Below are 17,363 nucleotides of genomic sequence, written 5' to 3' on the forward strand. Positions count from 1 at the left end.
TCATCCCGTTAGCGTATCAGCGGGGATTCGAGGAAACGACTCAAAGACAAGATCCCGTGGGAAGGCATTTCATCCATGCAGTCCGTTCACATTGTCAGTGCCTATGACGAGGAACTGAAATATCTTTCGAAGCGCATCGCCGCGATGGGTGGCCATGCCGAGCGTATGGTCGAGCAGGCGGTCGCCGCCCTGGTCAATGCCGATCCGGGGCTGGCCCAGAAGGTCATTCGCGACGACGCCGTCCTGGACGAGGGACAGCGTGAGATCGACGACAAGGCGATCATCATCATCGCCAGGCGTCAGCCGATGGCGACTGACCTGCGCGAGATCGTCGGCGCCATCCGCATTTCGGCCGACCTCGAGCGCGTCGGCGACCTCGGCAAGAACGTCGCCAAGCGGGTGGTTGCCGTTACCGACGGCCGGCAGCCGACCAGCCTGTTTCGCGGCCTGGAGGCTCTGGCCAATTTGGCGCTGACCCAGCTGAAGGAAGTCCTCGACGTCTATGCGTCGCGCTCGGTCGACAAGATCGGCTTCGTGCGCGACCGTGACGACCAGATCGATGCCATGTACACGTCGCTGTTTCGCGAATTGCTGACCTACATGATGGAAGATCCGCGCAACATCACGCCCTGTACGCATCTGCTGTTCTGCGCCAAGAATATCGAGCGGATCGGCGATCACGCCACCAACATCGCCGAGACCATCTACTACATCGTCACCGGCGACCAGATGCCCGCCGACCGGCCGAAAGGCGACAAGACCGACAAGATCGGCCTCCCCGAGGCGCTGCCGGTGAAGTGAACGCACATCCTCTCGAACGCTTGATCATATTGCGGTAGACTATCCCGAGATAAGCTTGCTGGTTCCCCAGGGAAGGCAACGCTTTCGGGAGGCTGCGATGGAATATGTCCGGGAGTTCAAGGCCTCGCCGCCGACATCGGGCATCATCGCCTGCGGCGTCTATACCGCCGGGCGCCGTATCGCCGATATTCCGATCGAGGAAGCCGGCGAATGGGCCAAGAAATCGGGACATGTCGTCTGGATCGGGCTGCTTGAACCCGACCGCGACCTCCTGCTGCGCGTCAAGGCGCAGTTTCATCTGCATGAACTGGCGATCGAGGATGCCGAGCATCCGCACCAGCGGCCAAAGATCGAGCAATATGGCGATGCGCTGTTCATCGTCGCCCGCACGGCGCAGCTGATCGACGGGCGCGTCACCTTCGGCGAGACACATCTGTTTGTCGGCTCAGGCTATATCGTCAGCGTCAGGCACGGTCCTTCGACATCCTATGCCGCCGTGCGGCAGCACTGGGAAAGCTGCCCGCACTCGCTGGCCAAGGGGGAGGACTTCGTCCTCTATGCCATTCTCGACTTCATCGTCGACAATTACATGCCCGTGCTCGAGCAGATCGAGGACGAGGTCGAGGCGATCGAGGACAAGGTCCTGTTGAAGCCGATGACCGGTCCCGATATCGAACGCCTCTACATGCTGCGCCGCGACCTCCTACGCCTGCGCAACGCGGCATTGCCCTTGGTGGAAGTCTGTCGCCGGCTGACCAGCGCCGACCTGCCGCAGATCCATTCGGCCATGCACCCGCTGTTCCGCGACGTGACGGACCACATCCGTACTGTCCAGGAGAAGATTGACAGTCTGCGCGAGGTGCTGGCCTTTGCCTTCGAAGCCAGTCTTCTGGTCGGTCAAAGCCAGGAAACGGCGATCTCCAAGAAACTCGCCTCATGGGCGGCCATCCTGGCGGTGCCAACCGCATTCGCCGGCATCTACGGCATGAACTTTACCGACATGCCGGAGCTGAAGATGGCATATGGCTATCCGATGGTGCTGGCCACCATCGCGCTGATCTGCTGCTTCCTGTATTGGCGCTTCAGGAAGAACGGCTGGCTGTGAGGAAGTCGGTAGTGAGTAGTGAGTAGTGATTAGTGAGTAGTCGGTTGTGGGAGCGCTTATTTACTCACTACTCACTACTCACTCTCAGCGATTGCGCCGCCGCTCCGCCGCCGGCTGGAACGCCACGCGGGCATGGTATTTACAGTAGGGACCAGTTTCAGCGGCTTCGTTGCCGCAGAAATTGAAGTCCTCCGAAAGTGGATCGCCGTTCGGCCATTTGCAGGTGCGCTCGGTCAGCTCGACGAGCTGCAGATGCCGTGAGATCGGCACCACGACGTTCTCGACCGGACGGATGTAGTGCCGCGCCACCGGTTCGGCGTCGAATTGCGTCTGAAGGGCCGTCGCGCCGATCGAAGTCGTGACGTGGCGTGCCGTGCTTGCGGCGCGCGCCACCGATTTCTGGACGGTCGATCCCTGCGTCGCCTTCTTCTGGCGTGCCGGCGTCGCCGTTGCGCGACCGCGACCCGACAGCTTCAGCCGGTGCACCTTGCCGATGACGGCATTGCGGCTGACCCCTCCAAGCTGCGCAGCAATCTGGCTTGCGCTCAGACCCTCCGACCACAGTTTTCTCAAGAGTTCTACCCGCTCGTCAGTCCAGTTCATGACCGCGCTCCTCATAAGCGTGCGGCAATCAGAATCCATTCCCGACCCAGCACCACTGCTGGGGCAGACACCACATATATCTGGTGATTAGGTCCGCCGCACGAAATCTAGTTATTTCTCGACTACAACTACTCTATGCGCTGACTCGGTGACAAGAGTCCCAAGTGCAACACGAATCGGTTTTTTCGGTTTTCCCCAACTTGCCCGGTCGCTCATGAGCCGGCGTTGCGTCGGGGAGCTTGCCGCGCGCCACTACGCGACGTTTTCGTTGACTTCATGGCCGAAAAACACGATAAGCCGCAGAAGGCCGCCGCTTTGGCGGCTTTTTTGATTTTCCGGTACCGGAGACGCATATAATGAGCGGTTCGGCGCTTTACGAGACCTTTGCTCGCGCACCCCTGGCCTTCGACCATGGGGAAGGCACTTGGCTGGTTACCGACAAGGGCGAGCGATATCTCGATTTCGCCGGCGGCATCGCGGTCAACTCGCTTGGCCACGGCCATCCGCATCTTGTCGCGGCCCTCACCGAACAGGCGGCGAAACTCTGGCACGTCTCCAATCTCTATGAGATTCCGGGGCAGAGCAGGCTTGGCGAGCGGCTGGCTGATGCCACCTTCGCCGACAAGGTATTCTTCACCAATTCCGGCGCCGAGGCGCTGGAATGCGCGATCAAGACGGCGCGGCGCTACCACTTCGTCAAGGGACATCCCGAGCGCTTCCGCATCATCACCTTCGAGGGCGCCTTCCATGGCCGCACGCTGGCGACCATCGCGGCAGGCGGCCAGTACAAATATCTCGAAGGCTTCGGACCCAAGGTCGAAGGCTTCGACCAGGTTGGCTTCGACGACATCGACGCCGCCGAGAAGGCGATCACGCCCGAGACCGCCGCGATCCTGATCGAGCCGGTGCAAGGCGAGGGCGGTATCCGCCCAGTACCGACACAGTCGCTCAAGCGGCTGCGGCAGCTCTGCGAACAGCACGGCCTGTTGTTGATATACGACGAGGTCCAGTGCGGCATTGGCCGTACCGGCAAGCTGTTCGCGCATGAGTGGTCCGCGGTGACGCCCGACATCATGGCAATCGCCAAGGGCATTGGCGGCGGCTTCCCGATGGGCGCCTGCCTTGCCACCGACGGGGCGGCCGTCGGCATGACCGCCGGCGTGCACGGCACCACATTCGGCGGCAATCCGCTGGCAATGGCGGTCGGCAACGCCGTGCTTGACGTCGTTCTGGAAGACGGCTTCCTGGAGGATGTCCAGCGCAAGGCGCTGCTGATGAAGCAGGGGCTAGCCTCGATAGCCGACGAATTCCCCGAAATTGTAGAGGATATCAGGGGCACCGGGCTGATGCTCGGCCTCAAATGCGCGATGCCCAACGGCAAGGTGAACATGGCGCTGCGCGACCAGCATTTGCTGGCGGTTCCGGCCGGCGACAACGTCATTCGCCTGCTGCCACCGCTCACCGTCACCGACGCCGAGATTCACGAAGCGCTCAACCGCATCCGCGCCGGCGCCAAGGGCCTGTCGGAGGCGATCGCCTCCGCCGCCGCGAAGTAATCCGGAACCATTCCTGATGTCAGTTCGCCATTTCACCGATCTTTCCACCGTTTCCGAAGGCGATTTGCGCTTCATGCTGGATGATGCGGTGACGCGAAAGGCGCGTCTCAAGGCCGGCGAGCGGAGCAAGCCGCTCGAAGGCAAGGTGCTGGCCATGATCTTCGACAAGCCGTCGACGCGCACGCGCGTTTCTTTCGACGTCGGCATGCGCCAGCTCGGCGGCGAGACCATCATGCTGACCGGCACCGAGATGCAGCTCGGCCGCTCCGAGACAATCGCCGACACCGCCAAGGTGCTGTCGCGCTACGTCGATGCGATCATGATCCGCACCACTTCGCATGAGCGGCTGCTGGAGCTGACCGAGAATGCCACCGTTCCGGTGATCAACGGGCTGACCGACGACACCCATCCCTGCCAGCTGATGGCCGACATCATGACCTTCGAGGAGCATCGCGGTCCGGTGGCCGGCAAGACGATTGCCTGGACCGGCGACGGCAACAATGTGCTGCACTCGCTGCTCGAGGCCTCGGCACGGTTCCGCTTCAATCTCAACGTCGCTGTGCCCGAAGGCAGCGAACCGGCGCAGAAGCATGTCGACTGGTCCAAGGCGCATGGCGGCAAGCTGCATTTCACCCGCTCGCCCGAGGAAGCCGTCGACCAGGCCGACTGCATCGTCACCGATTGCTGGGTGTCGATGGGGCAGGAACACCGTGCTCGCGGGCACAATGTCTTCTCGCCCTATCAGGTCAACGCGGCGCTGATGGCCAAGGCCAAGCCGGATGCATTGTTCATGCACTGCCTGCCGGCCCATCGCGGCGAGGAAGTGACCGACGAGGTCATCGACGGGCCGCATTCGGTGGTCTTCGACGAGGCCGAGAACCGGCTCCATGCCCAGAAGGCAGTGCTTGCCTGGTGCCTCGGTGCTTGAAGTGTCTTGGTGCTTGAAGTGTCTTGGGGCTTGAAGTGTCTTGGGCGCCCGAAATGCCCAGGCGCCTGAAATGCCCAGGCGCTTGATCTGCGGCGGCGCGATGCCTATCTGCGCCGCATCACGCAAATCAAGCGCGTTTGGACGCATGTGCCCACCAGGGCCGCATGGCCGCGCCCTGGAGCTTTGTCATGTTGGAAAGCCATCAAGTGACTGAACATCACCCCAAACTCGGCGAGTTCGGCTACGCCGGCGACGATCACGTCGTTCCCTTCGAGGTCGGTCCGCTCGACGTGCGCGGCCGCACGGTCCAGCTTGGGCCGATGCTCGACGCCATCCTTGGCCGCCACGATTATCCCGAGCCGGTCGCCCGCCTGCTAGCGGAAGCCTGTGTGCTGACCGTTCTGCTCGGCACCTCGCTCAAATTCGAAGGCAAGTTCATCCTGCAAACCCGTACCGACGGGCCTGTCGACATGCTGGTCGCGGACTTCTCCACGCCCTCGGCACTGCGTGCCTATGCACGCTTCGATGCGGATCGGCTCGAAGCACTGGTCGCGGCAGGCGAGACGTCCCAGCAGACGCTGCTTGGCAGCGGCGTGCTGGCGCTGACCATCGACCAGGGCGCCCATACTCAGCGCTACCAAGGCATCGTCCAGCTCGACGGCGAAACGCTGGAAGACGCGGCGCGCACCTATTTCCGTCAGTCGGAACAGATCCCGACCGACATCAGGCTCTCGGTCGCCAAGCTGCTGACGCCCGGGATCGGCGGCGCGCGCGAGCAATGGCGCGCCGGCGGCATCCTGGCGCAGTTCCTGCCGCAATCGCCCGAGCGCATGCGCATTCCGGACCTGCCGGGTGGGGACGGCGATCCGCGCGAGGAAGTCCACGATCCGGCCGATAATTCCTGGCAGGAACTCCTGGCCTTGCTCGGCACCATCGAGCCGACCGAATTGATCGACCCGACCATCGGCGCCGAGCGGCTGCTGTATCGTCTGTTCCATGAGCATGGCGTGCGCGTCTTCGGCGGCGTTCCCGTGGCCGATCAGTGCTCATGCTCCCGCGACAAGATCCGTGGCATCCTCGAAGGCTTCTCCGCGCAGGAGATCAAGGACAGCACCGAGGATGGCGGCATCCATGTCGCCTGCGAATTCTGCTCGACGCAGTACGACTTCGATCCAGCCGAGTTTGCGGCTCAGTAAAGCCTTTCCTTCTCTCCGTTCTGCGGGGAGAAGGTGCCCGAAGGGCGGATGAGGGGCGACGCGACCGTCGGCCCTCAGTTCACCGTGCGCCTTGTCCCCGGCAGATCGAGCGAGAAGGCCGGGATGGCGATGTCGAACGTCTCGCCGCGCTTGTTGCGCATCGTGTAGCGTCCGACCATGATCCCGGAGGGTGTCGAGAGCGGGCAGCCGGACGTGTACTGATAGCTGTCGCCGGGATTGAGTTCCGGCTGGTCGCCGACAACGCCCGGCCCGCGGACCTCCTCGACCCGGCCGGCACCATCGGTGATGTGCCAATAGCGCGACAGAAGCTGCACGAACTCGTCAGACTGGTTGTCGATCGTTATCTGATAGCCCCAGACGTAGCGGTTCTCCTGGGGATCTGAACGATCCTCCAGATAGAACGGCCTGACCTGCACTTCGATGTTGCGCGTCACGGCGCGGTACATGAGCGGCTCCAAAACAATCCGACGACTTTCGACGCTCGCGGTGAGCAGGTCAACGTGCGCGTCTTGTCGCGCCTGGGATTGAAACGCAGGTGCCGGCAAAGAATGTCATTTAAGTGACACACGACAATGGTGGTGTGCGCGAACCGGGCGACTCGGCCCTCTGTCGAACTGTTGAAAACGGCCGCGACGCGGGCCGACTTCCGGAGTGACCAGATCTCGATGGAACTCACTCTCATATCCGCCTCGCTTTCGGCCGCACTCATCCTCTCGAACGCTGCCAGCATCCTGCTTGCCGCTTCACAGCTGAAACGGCGCACCACGATTGCCCCGCCGGCGGGCAGATCGCCGGCGGTGTCGATTGTCGTCCCGTCGCGCGGCGTCGAGCCATTCACACATGAGACGCTGGAACGCGCCTTCGCGCTCGACTGGCCACGCTACGAACTGATCTTCTGCGTCGCCCATGCCGACGACCCGGTGGTCAAACTGATAAACAGGGCGATTGCCCGGTTTCCGCAGGTGCCGGCCCGGCTGTTGATCGGCGACGACCGTGTCAGTGCCAATCCAAAGCTCAACAACTGCGTCAAAGGCTGGGAAGCGGCGCGCCACGACTGGGTCATTCTTGCCGATTCCAACGTTCTGATGCCGAGGGACTATGTCGAGCACATGATGGCGGCGTGGCAGCACGGTACCGGCCTTATCTGCTCGACGCCGATCGGCTCCAGGCCAGATGGTTTCTGGGCCGACGTCGAATGCGCCTTCCTCAACACATTGCAGGCCCGCTGGCAGTATGCCGGCGCGGCGCTCGGCCTCGGCTTCGCGCAGGGCAAGAGCATGCTGTGGAACAAGCCGATGCTGGACGCCAATGGCGGCATACGCGCGCTGGCCGCCGAGATCGCCGAGGACGCCGCCGCAACCAAGCTGGTGAACGGCCTCGGCCTGCGTGTCAACCTCGTTGCCGCCCCCTTCGAGCAGCCGCTCGGCCAGCGCACGTTTGGCGAGATCTGGTCGCGCCAGGCCCGCTGGGCGCGCCTGCGCCGCGTCACTTTCCCGCTATTCTTCGCGCCCGAGATCCTGACTGGTGCGGCGGTCCCGCTGGTTCTTGCGCTGATTGCCGCGGCGAGCGCCGGCATTAGTCTCTGGGCGACCGCGATTGCCGTGCTGGCGGCGTTCTATCTTCCGGAATGCGCTCTGGCCCTGGCCAAGGGTTGGCACGTCTCGACGCGCATGATCGCGGCGACGGTCGCGCGGGACGTCATGCTCCCGGCCATCTGGGCGCGCGGCTGGCTCGGCGGCGCCGTCGACTGGCGCGGCAACGCCATGACCATCCGCACCAAGACGGCGGAACTGGAGGAGACGCCGTCGAGCGCTTGATCGCTGCTGACGACGCTGCCTGGACGAAACCTATTTGGCGGCCTTCAAGGCTTGCGCGATATCTTCCAGCAGGTCGTCCGTATCCTCCAGGCCGACCGACAGCCTGAGCGTACCGGGCCCGATGCCGAGTTCGGCGCGGGCCTCGTCGCTGAGGTTCTTGTGGGTGGTCGTCGCCGGATGGGTGATCAGGCTCTTGGCATCGCCCAGATTGTTCGAGATCAGCACGATGTCGAGGGCGTTCTGCAGGGCGAAGGCCGCCGGCTTGCCGCCCTTGACGTCGAGGCAGATCAGCGTCGAGCCACCCGACATCTGCTTCTTGACGATATCGGCCTGCGGGTGGTCGGCGCGGCCGGGATAGATGACGCGGGCGATCTGCGGCTGCCCGGCCAGGAAGTCGGCGATCCTGCCGGCGCTCTCGGTCTGCTGGCGCACGCGCAGCGGCAAGGTTTCCAGGCCCTTCAGCAGCGTCCAGGCGTTGAACGGCGACAGGCTGGGACCGGTGTGGCGGAAATAGTCGTGCAGGTTCTCGTCAATCCACTTCTTGTCCGACAGGATGACGCCGCCCAGGCAGCGGCCCTGGCCGTCAATGTGCTTCGTGGCCGAGTAGACGACGATGTGCGCACCAAGCTGCAACGGCTTCTGTTGCAGCGGCGTGGCAAAGACATTGTCGACGACCAGCCGCGCGCCGATCGAATTGGCAAGCGAGGCGACGGCGGCGATGTCGACGACCTCGAGCGTCGGGTTGGTCGGGCTTTCCAGGAAAAACAGCTTGGTGTTCGGCCTGACCGCCTTTTCCCAATTGGCGATCTCGGTGCCGTCGACCAAGGTCGCCTCGATGCCATAGCGCGGCGCCAGCGTCTCGACCACCCAGCGGCAGGAGCCGAACAGCGCGCGCGCGGCCACGATGTGGTCGCCGGCCTTGACGCTGCACAGAAGGGCAGCCGTCACCGCCGCCATGCCCGACGCCGTGGCGCGCGCGTCTTCGGCGCCTTCAAGCGCGCACATGCGCTTTTCGAACATGTCGACGGTCGGGTTGGCGTAGCGCGAATAGATGAAACCAGGCTCTTCGCCCTTGAAGCGGGCCTCGGCGGCCTGCGCCGTCTGATAGACATAGCCCTGGGTCAGGTACATCGCCTCGGAGGTTTCGCCGAAGCCGGAACGCAGGGTTCCGCCATGCACGAGTGCCGTCTGAGGTTTCCAGTTGCGCTTCTTGGTGCTCATCGCTTTGTTCCAGACACAAAAAAACCGGCCGCGAAAGTCGCAACCGGTCCATACGGCCTTGCGGCCCGACGGTCCTTTAGCGACTTGTTTAACGTGGCTGCAAGCCGACCGGCCAAATCACCACGGGATAACGACCCTTTAGACCCGCGCCACGCTTGCGTCAATTGCCGGCTTCATTAAGACGTTTGTACCAAGGCAGGTTCCGCAGAAGTGCCCCGCGGTTTTGCGGCAAGAACCTGCAACAAACAAGAACCTGCAAACGAAAGAGACCAGTCTTGGGGCGGAGCCAGACTTTGCGGCAGACAGGCATTCTTCCCGATCAGGACATATCGGCGCTGTTCCGGTCCGGCGCGCTGAAGTCGCCGCGCGCGCTTGATGCCGACCAGATCCAGCCGGCGAGCCTTGATCTCAGATTGGGCGAAAAGGCCTGGCGGGTTCGCGCCTCGTTCCTGCCCGGTCCCAACCACAAGGTGTCGGAAAAGCTCGATCGGCTGCAACTGCACGAGATCAGTCTGACCGAAGGCGCGGTCCTCGAAACCGGCTGCGTCTATATTGTGCCGCTGCTCGAAAGTGTGGCCCTGCCGGCTGACATTTCGGCCTCGGCCAATCCGAAGAGCTCGACCGGGCGGCTCGACATCTTCACCCGCGTCATGACCGATCGAGGCCATGAGTTCGATAAGATCGCCGCCGGCTACAACGGTCCGCTCTATCTCGAGGTCAGCCCGCGCACCTTTCCGATCATCGCGCGCACGGGTTCGCGCCTGTCTCAAATCCGCTTTCGCACCGGCAACGCGCTGCTTTCGGAAGCCGAGTTGCATGAGCTGCATCGTGCCGAGATGCTGGTCGCCACGGAGCCGCCGAACATTTCCGGCGGCGGCATCGCGCTGTCGATCGACCTCAATGGCGACAAGGATGGGTTGGTCGGCTATCGCGGCAAGCACCACACCGGCCTCGTAGATGTCGACAAGCGCGCCGCGCAGGATGTCCTCGACTTCTGGGAGCCGATCCACAAGAGCCGCGCCGGCGAACTGGTGCTCGATCCCGACGAGTTCTACATCCTCGTCAGCCAGGAGGCGGTGCATGTGCCGCCGCTCTACGCCGCCGAGATGACGCCGTTCGATCCGCTGGTCGGCGAGTTTCGCGTCCACTATGCCGGCTTTTTCGATCCGGGTTTCGGCCATTCGGCGGCCGGCGGCACCGGCAGCCGGGCGGTGCTCGAAGTGCGCAGCCACGAAGTGCCGTTCATCCTCGACCACGGCCAGATCGTCGGCCGGCTGGTCTACGAGCATATGCTGAAGCGACCGCAGGCGCTCTACGGCACCGATCTCGGCTCGAACTACCAGGCGCAGGGCCTGAAGTTGTCGAAGCATTTCCGCGCCGTGCGCTAAGGTCGAAGCTGCCGACCTCGCTCTTGTGGGAGAGATGCCCGGCAGGGACGTGACTGAAACCTATTGCTAGATCGGCGGGACAGTGCCCCGCTCTGGCTTGCCAGCCATTCCCCACGAGAGGGGAATCACGCGCTCATGGCTTCAAAGCGCCTTCACCGACACCTTCACCGGCTTCTCGATCTCGAGCGGGTTGCGCAGCGGCAGTCCGAAATCCCCGGCCTCGATCTCGAACACGTCGCCGGCTTCCGTCTTGATGCCGTCGGCGAAGGATAGCGTCGCGGTGCCGAACATATGCACATGCACGTCGCCAGGCTGGCGGAAGGCCGAATATTTGAAGTGGTGGTGTTCGAGATTGGCGATGGTGTGGGACATGTTCGTTTCACCCGACAGGAAGGGCTTTTCCCACAATGCCTTGCCGTCGCGCAGGATACGCGACGTGCCGCGGATGTCCGAAGGCAGGTCTCCGATCAGGATCTCCGGGCCGAAGGAGGCATTGCGCAGCTTGGAATGGGCGAGGAAGAGATAGTTGACGCGCTCGGTCACATGGTCCGAGAATTCGTTCGACAAGGTGAAGCCGACGCGGAATGGCGCCCCGTCATCGCCGATGACATAGATCCCGGCGACCTCTGGTTCCTCGCCGGCATCCTTGGCAAAGGCCGGTGACATGAGCGCCGCGCCAGGCGCGACTGCCATGGTGCCGTTCCCCTTGTAGAACCATTCCGGCTGCACGCCGACCTGGCCTTTCGCGGGCTTGCCGCCTTCCAGTCCCATGCGGAACATCTTCATGGAATCGGTGAGTTGCTCCTCGCCGTCGGTGCTGAGCTTCTTGTGCATGGAATCGCGCGTCGCGGCCGACCCCAGATGCGTCAGCCCGGTGCCGGTCAAGTGCAGATGCGCCGGGTCGGGGTGGTTGATCGGCGACAGCAGGCGCCCCCGCTTGTAGGCGGCGTCGAGATCGATCGTCTCGCCAAGCCCCTTGCGTTCGATCAGGGCGGCCAGGCCGACGCCGGTGCGGGCAGCCTCCATCGCCAGCGAATAGACGCTGCGCGCCCCGTTGATGATCCGGGTCTTCCCGCCGCTGCGGGCAACGACACGGATCGTCTCGGCGTCGTCGAGAATCTGCGAGATCAGCATGATCAGTCCTCTCTCATTTATCTGTATCCGGCTGCCAATGGGCAAATCCTGACCGGCGCGGCGCGGAAACGCGCCACGGTTGAAACGCTTCGTCCGGATTGCGTTCGCGAGCCTGGTCCTTCCCCGGACTTCTTGGTGCCGACGGGCTGCCGGCAGCTTCGCGATCTAGAACCCGTATGCCTCCTAGTCCTCGCCCCAGCCCTCAAGCCTTGTTCTTGTTGTAGACGTCGAAGATGACGGCCCCGAGCAGCACCAGGCCCTTGACCACCTGCTGCCAGTCGACATTGACGCCCATGATGGACATGCCGTTGTTCATCACGCCCATGATGAAGCCGCCGACCACCGCGCCGATGACCTGGCCGACGCCGCCCATCGCCGAGGCGCCGCCGATGAAGACGGCCGCGATCACGTCGAGCTCGCTGCCGAGGCCCGCGGCCGGCACGGCCTGGCCGAGACGTGCGGCGATGATCAGCCCGCCGAGCGCCGACAGAACGCCCATATTGACGAACACCCAGAGCGTCAGCCTTTCGGTGTTGATGCCCGACAGTTGCGCCGCCTTGGCGTTGCCTCCCATGGCGTAGATGCGGCGGCCGATGGTCATGCGCTTGGTGACGAAGACGAACAGCGAGATCAGCACGCCCATCACCAGGAGCACGATCGGCAGGCCCCGATAGGTCGCGAACTGGAAGACCAGGAAGAGCGCCAGCGCGCTGCCGACCAGGGTCTTGATGACGAACAGGGTGAAAGGCTCGGCCTCATAACCGTGGAGTTCGCGCTTGCGTCGCGTCCTGAAGCCGAAATAGGCGTAGGCGAGCACCGCGATTAGGCCCAGCACGACTGTCGTCATGTGAAGCGTCAGGCCACTGCCCAAAACGGTCTTGCCGGCCGCGTTCACCGTCGGCGGGATCAGGGTCAGCGGGCCGATCACATCGGGGATGAAACCGGAACTCAGCGCCTTGAAACTGTCGGGAAGCGGGCCGACCGAGGAGCCGCCGCCAAGCAGCGCCTGGCAGATGCCGCGGAAGATCAGCATGCCGGCGAGCGTCACGATGAAGCTTGGTATGCGGTGATAGGCGATCCAGTACCCTTGCGCGCCACCGATCAACCCGCCGACGATGAGGCAGACGATCGAGACAACGAGCGGATTGCTGAATATGCCGAGCGGCCAGATGACCATCATCATGGCGGCAAGCGCGCCGATGAAGCCGGCGACCGATCCTACGCTGAGATCGATATAGCCGGCGACGATGACCAGCAGCATGCCGAGCGCCATCACGATGATGAACGAGTTCTGCTGCACCAGGTTGCTGAGGTTGACCGGTTTGAACAGCGTTCCCGACGTCGTGTACTGGAAGAACAGCATGATGACGATCAGCGCGATGATCAGGCCGTATTCGCGCAGGTTCGTCGTCAGCGCCGAGACGGCGACGCGAGGACCCTGCTTGACGTCCTCGGCGGTGCCGCTTTGGGGTGCGGGAGCGCTGTCTGTGCTCATGATGCTTTTCCTTCTCCGCGAACAATGGCGCGCATGATTTTTTCCTGGCTGGCGTCGCTTGCCGCCATTTCGCCGACGATGCGCCCTTCGTTCATGACATAGATTCTGTCGGTGATGCCGAGCAATTCCGGCATTTCAGACGAGATGACGATGATCGCTTTGCCCTCGGCGGCGAGGCGGGCGATGATTGTATAGATTTCGTACTTGGCGCCGACGTCGATGCCGCGCGTCGGCTCGTCGAGGATCAGGACTTCCGGGTCGGCGAACAGCCATTTCGACAGCACCACCTTCTGCTGGTTGCCGCCAGAGAGGTTGCCGGTCAGCTGATAGACGCTGGATGCGCGGATATTGGTCTTCTTGCGATAGTCGTTGGCGACGCTCATTTCGCGCATATCGTCGATGACGCCGCCACTGGAAACGCCGCCAAGGTTGGCCAGCGTCACATTGTGCTTGATATGGTCGATGAGGTTCAGCCCATAGGTCTTGCGGTCCTCGGTGACATAGGCGATGCCGTTCTGCACGGCCTTGCCCACTGTGGAAAGGTCCACGGGCTTGCCGTCGAGCAGCACCTCGCCGCTGATGCGCCGGCCATAGGAGCGGCCGAACAGGCTCATGGCGAATTCGGTGCGACCGGCGCCCATCAGTCCCGCAATGCCGACAACTTCGCCCTTGCGCACCTTGAGGTCGATGCTCTTGATCACTTGCCGTTCGGCATGGATCGGGTGGTAGACGGACCAGTCCTTGACCTCGAAAATGACGTCGCCGATGCTAGGTTCGCGCGGCGGGTAACGATCGTCGAGGGATCGGCCGACCATCGAGGTGATGATGCGGTCCTCGCTGATGTCCTTCCTCGGCAATGTCTCGATCGTGCGCCCGTCGCGGATCACCGTCACCTTGTCGGCGACGCGGTTCACCTCGTTGAGCTTATGGGAGATCAGGATCGAGGTCATGCCCTGCCGCTTGAACTCGAGCAATAGATCGAGCAGCGCCTGGCTGTCCTTTTCGCTGAGCGACGCTGTCGGCTCGTCGAGGATCAGCAGCTTCACTTCCTTGCTCAGCGCCTTGGCGATCTCGACCAGCTGCTGCTTGCCGACGCCGATATGGGTGATCAGCGTCTTGGGGTCTTCCTTGAGCCCGACTTTTTTCAAAAGCTCGGCCGTGCGCGCCTCGTTGGCGTCCCAGTCGATGACGCCGTATCTGGCGTGCTCGTTGCCGAGGAAAATGTTCTCGGCGATCGACAGCATCGGCACCAGCGCGAGCTCCTGGTGGATGATGACGATGCCCTTGTGTTCGCTGTCATGGATGCCCTTGAACTGGCATTCCTGGCCCTGAAAGATGATCTGGCCATCATAGGTGCCGGAGGGATAGACGCCCGAAAGCACCTTCATCAGTGTCGATTTTCCGGCGCCGTTCTCGCCGACCACGGCATGGATTTCGCCTTCCTCGACGTGGAGGTTGACGTTCGACAGCGCCTTCACGCCGGGGAACGTCTTGGTGATGTCGCGCATCTCCAAAATCGTCGAGGTCATCAGGGCAAGCTCCTCCTAGACTTTCTTTTTTAGGCGATTCCTGACGGAAAACCGCTGCGCAATTTTCCGGGAATGGCTCTAGGCCGGCAGAGACAATACCGGGGCCGCTTGTGAACGAAAAGGGGCCCTGCGTCGCGCAGGACCCCTGTCTTTGTAACCGGGATTACTTCAAGTCTTCGGCCTTGATGTAGCCGGAGTCGACGACCAGGGCCTGGTAGTTCGACTTGTCGACCTCATGCGGCGTCAGCAGGATCGAGGGAACCACCTTGACGTCGTTGTTGTAGGTCTTTTCGTCGAGGCCTTCCGGCTTGCCGCCGGAGAGCACCTTGTCGACCAGCTGCACCGTGGCCTTGGCCAGTTCGCGGGTGTCCTTGAACACGGTCGAGTACTGCTCGCCCGAGATGATCAGCTTGACCGAGGCGGTCTCGGCGTCCTGACCGGTCACGATCGGCCAGGGCTGTGCGTCGGTGCCGTAACCGACAGCGCGCAGCGAGGCGGTGATGCCGCGCGACAGGCCGTCATAAGGCGACAGAACGCCATCGACGCGGCTGCCGTCCGAGTAGTTGGCCGACAGAAGGTTGTCCATGCGCGCCTGGGCGGTAGCGGCGAGCCAGCGCAGCGTGCCGACCTTGTCCATGCCGGTCTGGCCGGACTTGATCTTGATCGAGCCGTCGTCGATCAGCGGCTGCAGGACGGAGATCGCGCCATTGTAGAAGAAGAAGGCGTTGTTGTCGTCGGGCGAGCCGCCGAACAGTTCGACGTTCCACGGCTTGGTGTTCGGGAAACGCTCCTTGAGGCCCTTGACCAGGGAATTTGCCTGGATCACGCCGACGCCGAAATTGTCGAAGGTGGTGTAATAGTCGACATTCTTGGTCTTCTTGATCAGGCGGTCATAAGCGACGACGACGACGCCCGCGTCGTTGGCCTTCTGCAGCGCATCCGACAGCGTGGTGCCGTCGATCGAGGCGATGATCAGCGCCTTCGGACCCTTGGTGATTTCGTTTTCCAGCTGGCTGAGCTGGTTGGGGATGTCGTCCTGCGCGTATTGCAGGTCGACAGTGTAGCCGAGCGCCTCGAGCTGGGATTTGACGGCGTCGCCGTCATTGATCCAGCGTTGCGAGGTCTTGGTCGGCATCAGCACGCCGACAAGACCCTTGTCGGCCGCGTGCGCCTGATAGGTCATGGCAGCGATGCCAAGGGCCGCCACGGCGGCCAGCGTCTTGATAATCTTCACATTACTCTCCCTGGTTGATGGACGCGACACCTCGGGGCTTCGCGGGCCGCGCAGCCAGACAGGAGCGCAAACGCGCCGCTGTCGGCATTATCGATCTCCGGTATCCTCCCAATCGGCTCCGCGACACAGTTTCAATCGATACGATTTTGATCGCCACCGACCCTTGCGTCCCGGAACGCGCGAAGGGTGGGTCCCTTTGCCATAACTGTCAAATGCGATCTTTGGTGGTTGCTATATCGAAACCGGTATGATCTAGCATCCGGAAAGCAATCGGCGAGAAAGCTGGAGATCATGGCGGCATTGCGCGATCCCGATGCGATTCCAGTAAGTTACGAGAAGCTCCCGGGAGACGGTGAGACACTCCTGCGCAGTGGTTTGAGCTTGCGCCACATGCGCATGATCGCCGCCCTCGACGATCACGGACGGGTGAGCGCCGCGGCCCAGGTCATGAACATCTCCCAGCCGGCCGCTTCGCGCATGATTGCCGAGATGGAGGCGGTGCTCGACGTGAAGCTGTGCGAACGGCTGCCGCGCGGAGTGACCCTCACTCCCTATGGCCAGGCGCTTGCCAGGCGGGCCCGCTCGATCCTGCTCGAGATGCGCGAAGCCGACCGCGAGATTGCCGAACTCAAGGCCGGCAAGGGCGGTTCGGTGTTCCTCGGCGCCGTGACCGCGCCGGCGATCGAATTGGCAGTGCCGGCGATCCGTGAAATCCGCCGCATCTATCCGCGCATCGAGATCACCATGCAGGTCGAGACGTCGAACGTGCTCGCCCGCGAGCTGATCGGCTCGCGCCACGACTTCATCATCGCCCGCATTCCCGACGACCTCAATCCACGACTGTTCGAATCCCGTGTGATCGGCGTCGAGAAGGCCTGCCTGATCGTGCGCCGCGGCCACCCGCTCGCCGGAGGCAATGTGGTGCGGCTGGAAGACACCGCTGCCTATGACTGGGTGTTCCAGTCGGGCGGTTCGCCCTTGCGTCAGGCGATGGAGAGCAACTTCCTGAACCGCAACATCGCGCTGCCGGACCGGATCTTGAACACCAGTTCGCTGCTGCTCACGCTGGTCATGGTCGCGCAATCCGATGCCATCGCGCCGGTCTCGGTGCAGGTGGCGAAGTTCATCCAGAACCCGGACGGGCTTGCCGGCGCCATCGATGTCGTCCAAACCGAATTCGACATCGAGGTCAGGCCTTACAGCCTGATCACCGTCAGGAATCGCGTACTGTCGCCGGCTGCCAAAATGCTGCATGATTTCATCCTGCGCGAAGTGGGGTAATGGAACGAGAACCGCTGCCGCGCGTTCAAACCGTTCGGCATGCGCGCTGGAGCC

The 17,363-nt window shown here is 62.9% G+C and carries 15 protein-coding genes and 1 riboswitch; of the genes, 8 read left to right on the forward strand and 7 right to left on the reverse strand.

Going from position 1 to position 17,363, the window contains the following annotated elements; genetic code table 11:
* Positions 1–75 precede the first annotated feature (75 nt).
* Complete coding sequence (gene phoU / locus LB524_RS06730; protein ID WP_015319295.1) at positions 76–801, forward strand: phosphate signaling complex protein PhoU; 726 nt, start codon at positions 76–78, stop codon at positions 799–801.
* Between the two features lie 97 nt (positions 802–898).
* On the forward strand, positions 899–1,906 hold the full coding sequence (locus LB524_RS06735) for a magnesium and cobalt transport protein CorA (RefSeq protein WP_224524548.1): 1,008 nt from the start codon (positions 899–901) through the stop codon (positions 1,904–1,906).
* Between the two features lie 84 nt (positions 1,907–1,990).
* Here LB524_RS06735 and LB524_RS06740 read toward each other — a convergent pair whose 3' ends face one another.
* A complete protein-coding gene (locus LB524_RS06740; protein ID WP_140614743.1) occupies positions 1,991–2,509 on the reverse strand; it encodes a GcrA family cell cycle regulator in 519 nt (172 codons plus the stop codon).
* 356 nt (positions 2,510–2,865) lie between these two features.
* On the opposite strand from LB524_RS06740, the gene LB524_RS06745 reads away from it, so the two are divergent.
* The 3 genes from LB524_RS06745 to LB524_RS06755 all read left to right on the forward strand — a co-directional run bounded on the left by LB524_RS06745 (position 2,866) and on the right by LB524_RS06755 (position 6,189).
* The gene (locus tag LB524_RS06745; RefSeq protein WP_224524551.1) at positions 2,866–4,065 is read left to right on the forward strand and encodes an aspartate aminotransferase family protein; all 1,200 of its coding nucleotides are present in this window, start codon (positions 2,866–2,868) and stop codon (positions 4,063–4,065) included.
* 16 nt (positions 4,066–4,081) lie between these two features.
* Complete coding sequence (gene argF / locus LB524_RS06750) at positions 4,082–4,993, forward strand: ornithine carbamoyltransferase (RefSeq protein WP_140660683.1); 912 nt, start codon at positions 4,082–4,084, stop codon at positions 4,991–4,993.
* Positions 4,994–5,157: 164 nt separating this feature from the next.
* The gene (locus tag LB524_RS06755) at positions 5,158–6,189 is read left to right on the forward strand and encodes an Hsp33 family molecular chaperone (RefSeq protein WP_140660684.1); all 1,032 of its coding nucleotides are present in this window, start codon (positions 5,158–5,160) and stop codon (positions 6,187–6,189) included.
* 74 nt (positions 6,190–6,263) lie between these two features.
* Here LB524_RS06755 and apaG read toward each other — a convergent pair whose 3' ends face one another.
* Positions 6,264–6,656, reverse strand: coding sequence for a Co2+/Mg2+ efflux protein ApaG (gene apaG, locus LB524_RS06760; RefSeq protein ID WP_023772981.1), 393 nt, complete (start codon positions 6,654–6,656; stop codon positions 6,264–6,266).
* Between the two features lie 219 nt (positions 6,657–6,875).
* Here apaG and LB524_RS06765 point away from each other — a divergent pair, with 219 nt between their 5' ends.
* Positions 6,876–8,027: a ceramide glucosyltransferase gene (locus LB524_RS06765; protein WP_224524553.1), complete on the forward strand. Its 1,152-nt coding sequence runs from the start codon at positions 6,876–6,878 to the stop codon at positions 8,025–8,027.
* Between the two features lie 30 nt (positions 8,028–8,057).
* Here the strand turns inward: LB524_RS06765 and LB524_RS06770 are convergent, their stop codons facing one another.
* Positions 8,058–9,248, reverse strand: a complete 1,191-nt coding sequence (locus tag LB524_RS06770) for an O-succinylhomoserine sulfhydrylase (RefSeq protein ID WP_015319287.1) — start codon at positions 9,246–9,248, stop codon at positions 8,058–8,060.
* A gap of 56 nt (positions 9,249–9,304) precedes the next feature.
* Positions 9,305–9,382: riboswitch (SAM riboswitch) on the reverse strand.
* A gap of 159 nt (positions 9,383–9,541) precedes the next feature.
* Between LB524_RS06770 and LB524_RS06775 the strand changes: the two genes are divergently transcribed.
* The gene (locus LB524_RS06775; RefSeq protein WP_224524556.1) at positions 9,542–10,636 is read left to right on the forward strand and encodes a 2'-deoxycytidine 5'-triphosphate deaminase; all 1,095 of its coding nucleotides are present in this window, start codon (positions 9,542–9,544) and stop codon (positions 10,634–10,636) included.
* Positions 10,637–10,777: 141 nt separating this feature from the next.
* On the opposite strand, the gene araD1 is transcribed toward LB524_RS06775, so the two are convergent.
* From araD1 to chvE, 4 genes are all read right to left on the reverse strand, one after another.
* Positions 10,778–11,770: an AraD1 family protein gene (gene araD1 / locus LB524_RS06780; RefSeq protein ID WP_015319285.1), complete on the reverse strand. Its 993-nt coding sequence runs from the start codon at positions 11,768–11,770 to the stop codon at positions 10,778–10,780.
* Positions 11,771–11,972: 202 nt separating this feature from the next.
* The gene (gene mmsB / locus LB524_RS06785) at positions 11,973–13,265 is read right to left on the reverse strand and encodes a multiple monosaccharide ABC transporter permease (RefSeq protein WP_015319284.1); all 1,293 of its coding nucleotides are present in this window, start codon (positions 13,263–13,265) and stop codon (positions 11,973–11,975) included.
* On the reverse strand, positions 13,262–14,794 hold the full coding sequence (gene mmsA, locus LB524_RS06790; RefSeq protein WP_224524558.1) for a multiple monosaccharide ABC transporter ATP-binding protein: 1,533 nt from the start codon (positions 14,792–14,794) through the stop codon (positions 13,262–13,264). Before mmsA ends, mmsB begins: the two co-directional genes overlap by 4 nt.
* 163 nt (positions 14,795–14,957) lie before the next feature.
* On the reverse strand, positions 14,958–16,028 hold the full coding sequence (chvE, locus tag LB524_RS06795) for a multiple monosaccharide ABC transporter substrate-binding protein (RefSeq protein WP_015319282.1): 1,071 nt from the start codon (positions 16,026–16,028) through the stop codon (positions 14,958–14,960).
* A gap of 291 nt (positions 16,029–16,319) precedes the next feature.
* Between chvE and LB524_RS06800 the strand changes: the two genes are divergently transcribed.
* On the forward strand, positions 16,320–17,309 hold the full coding sequence (locus LB524_RS06800) for a LysR family transcriptional regulator (RefSeq protein ID WP_140722844.1): 990 nt from the start codon (positions 16,320–16,322) through the stop codon (positions 17,307–17,309).
* Positions 17,310–17,363 lie beyond the last annotated feature (54 nt).

This window comes from Mesorhizobium sp. ESP6-5, from assembly GCF_020164695.1.
Classification (GTDB): Bacteria; Pseudomonadota; Alphaproteobacteria; order Rhizobiales; family Rhizobiaceae; genus Mesorhizobium; species Mesorhizobium australicum.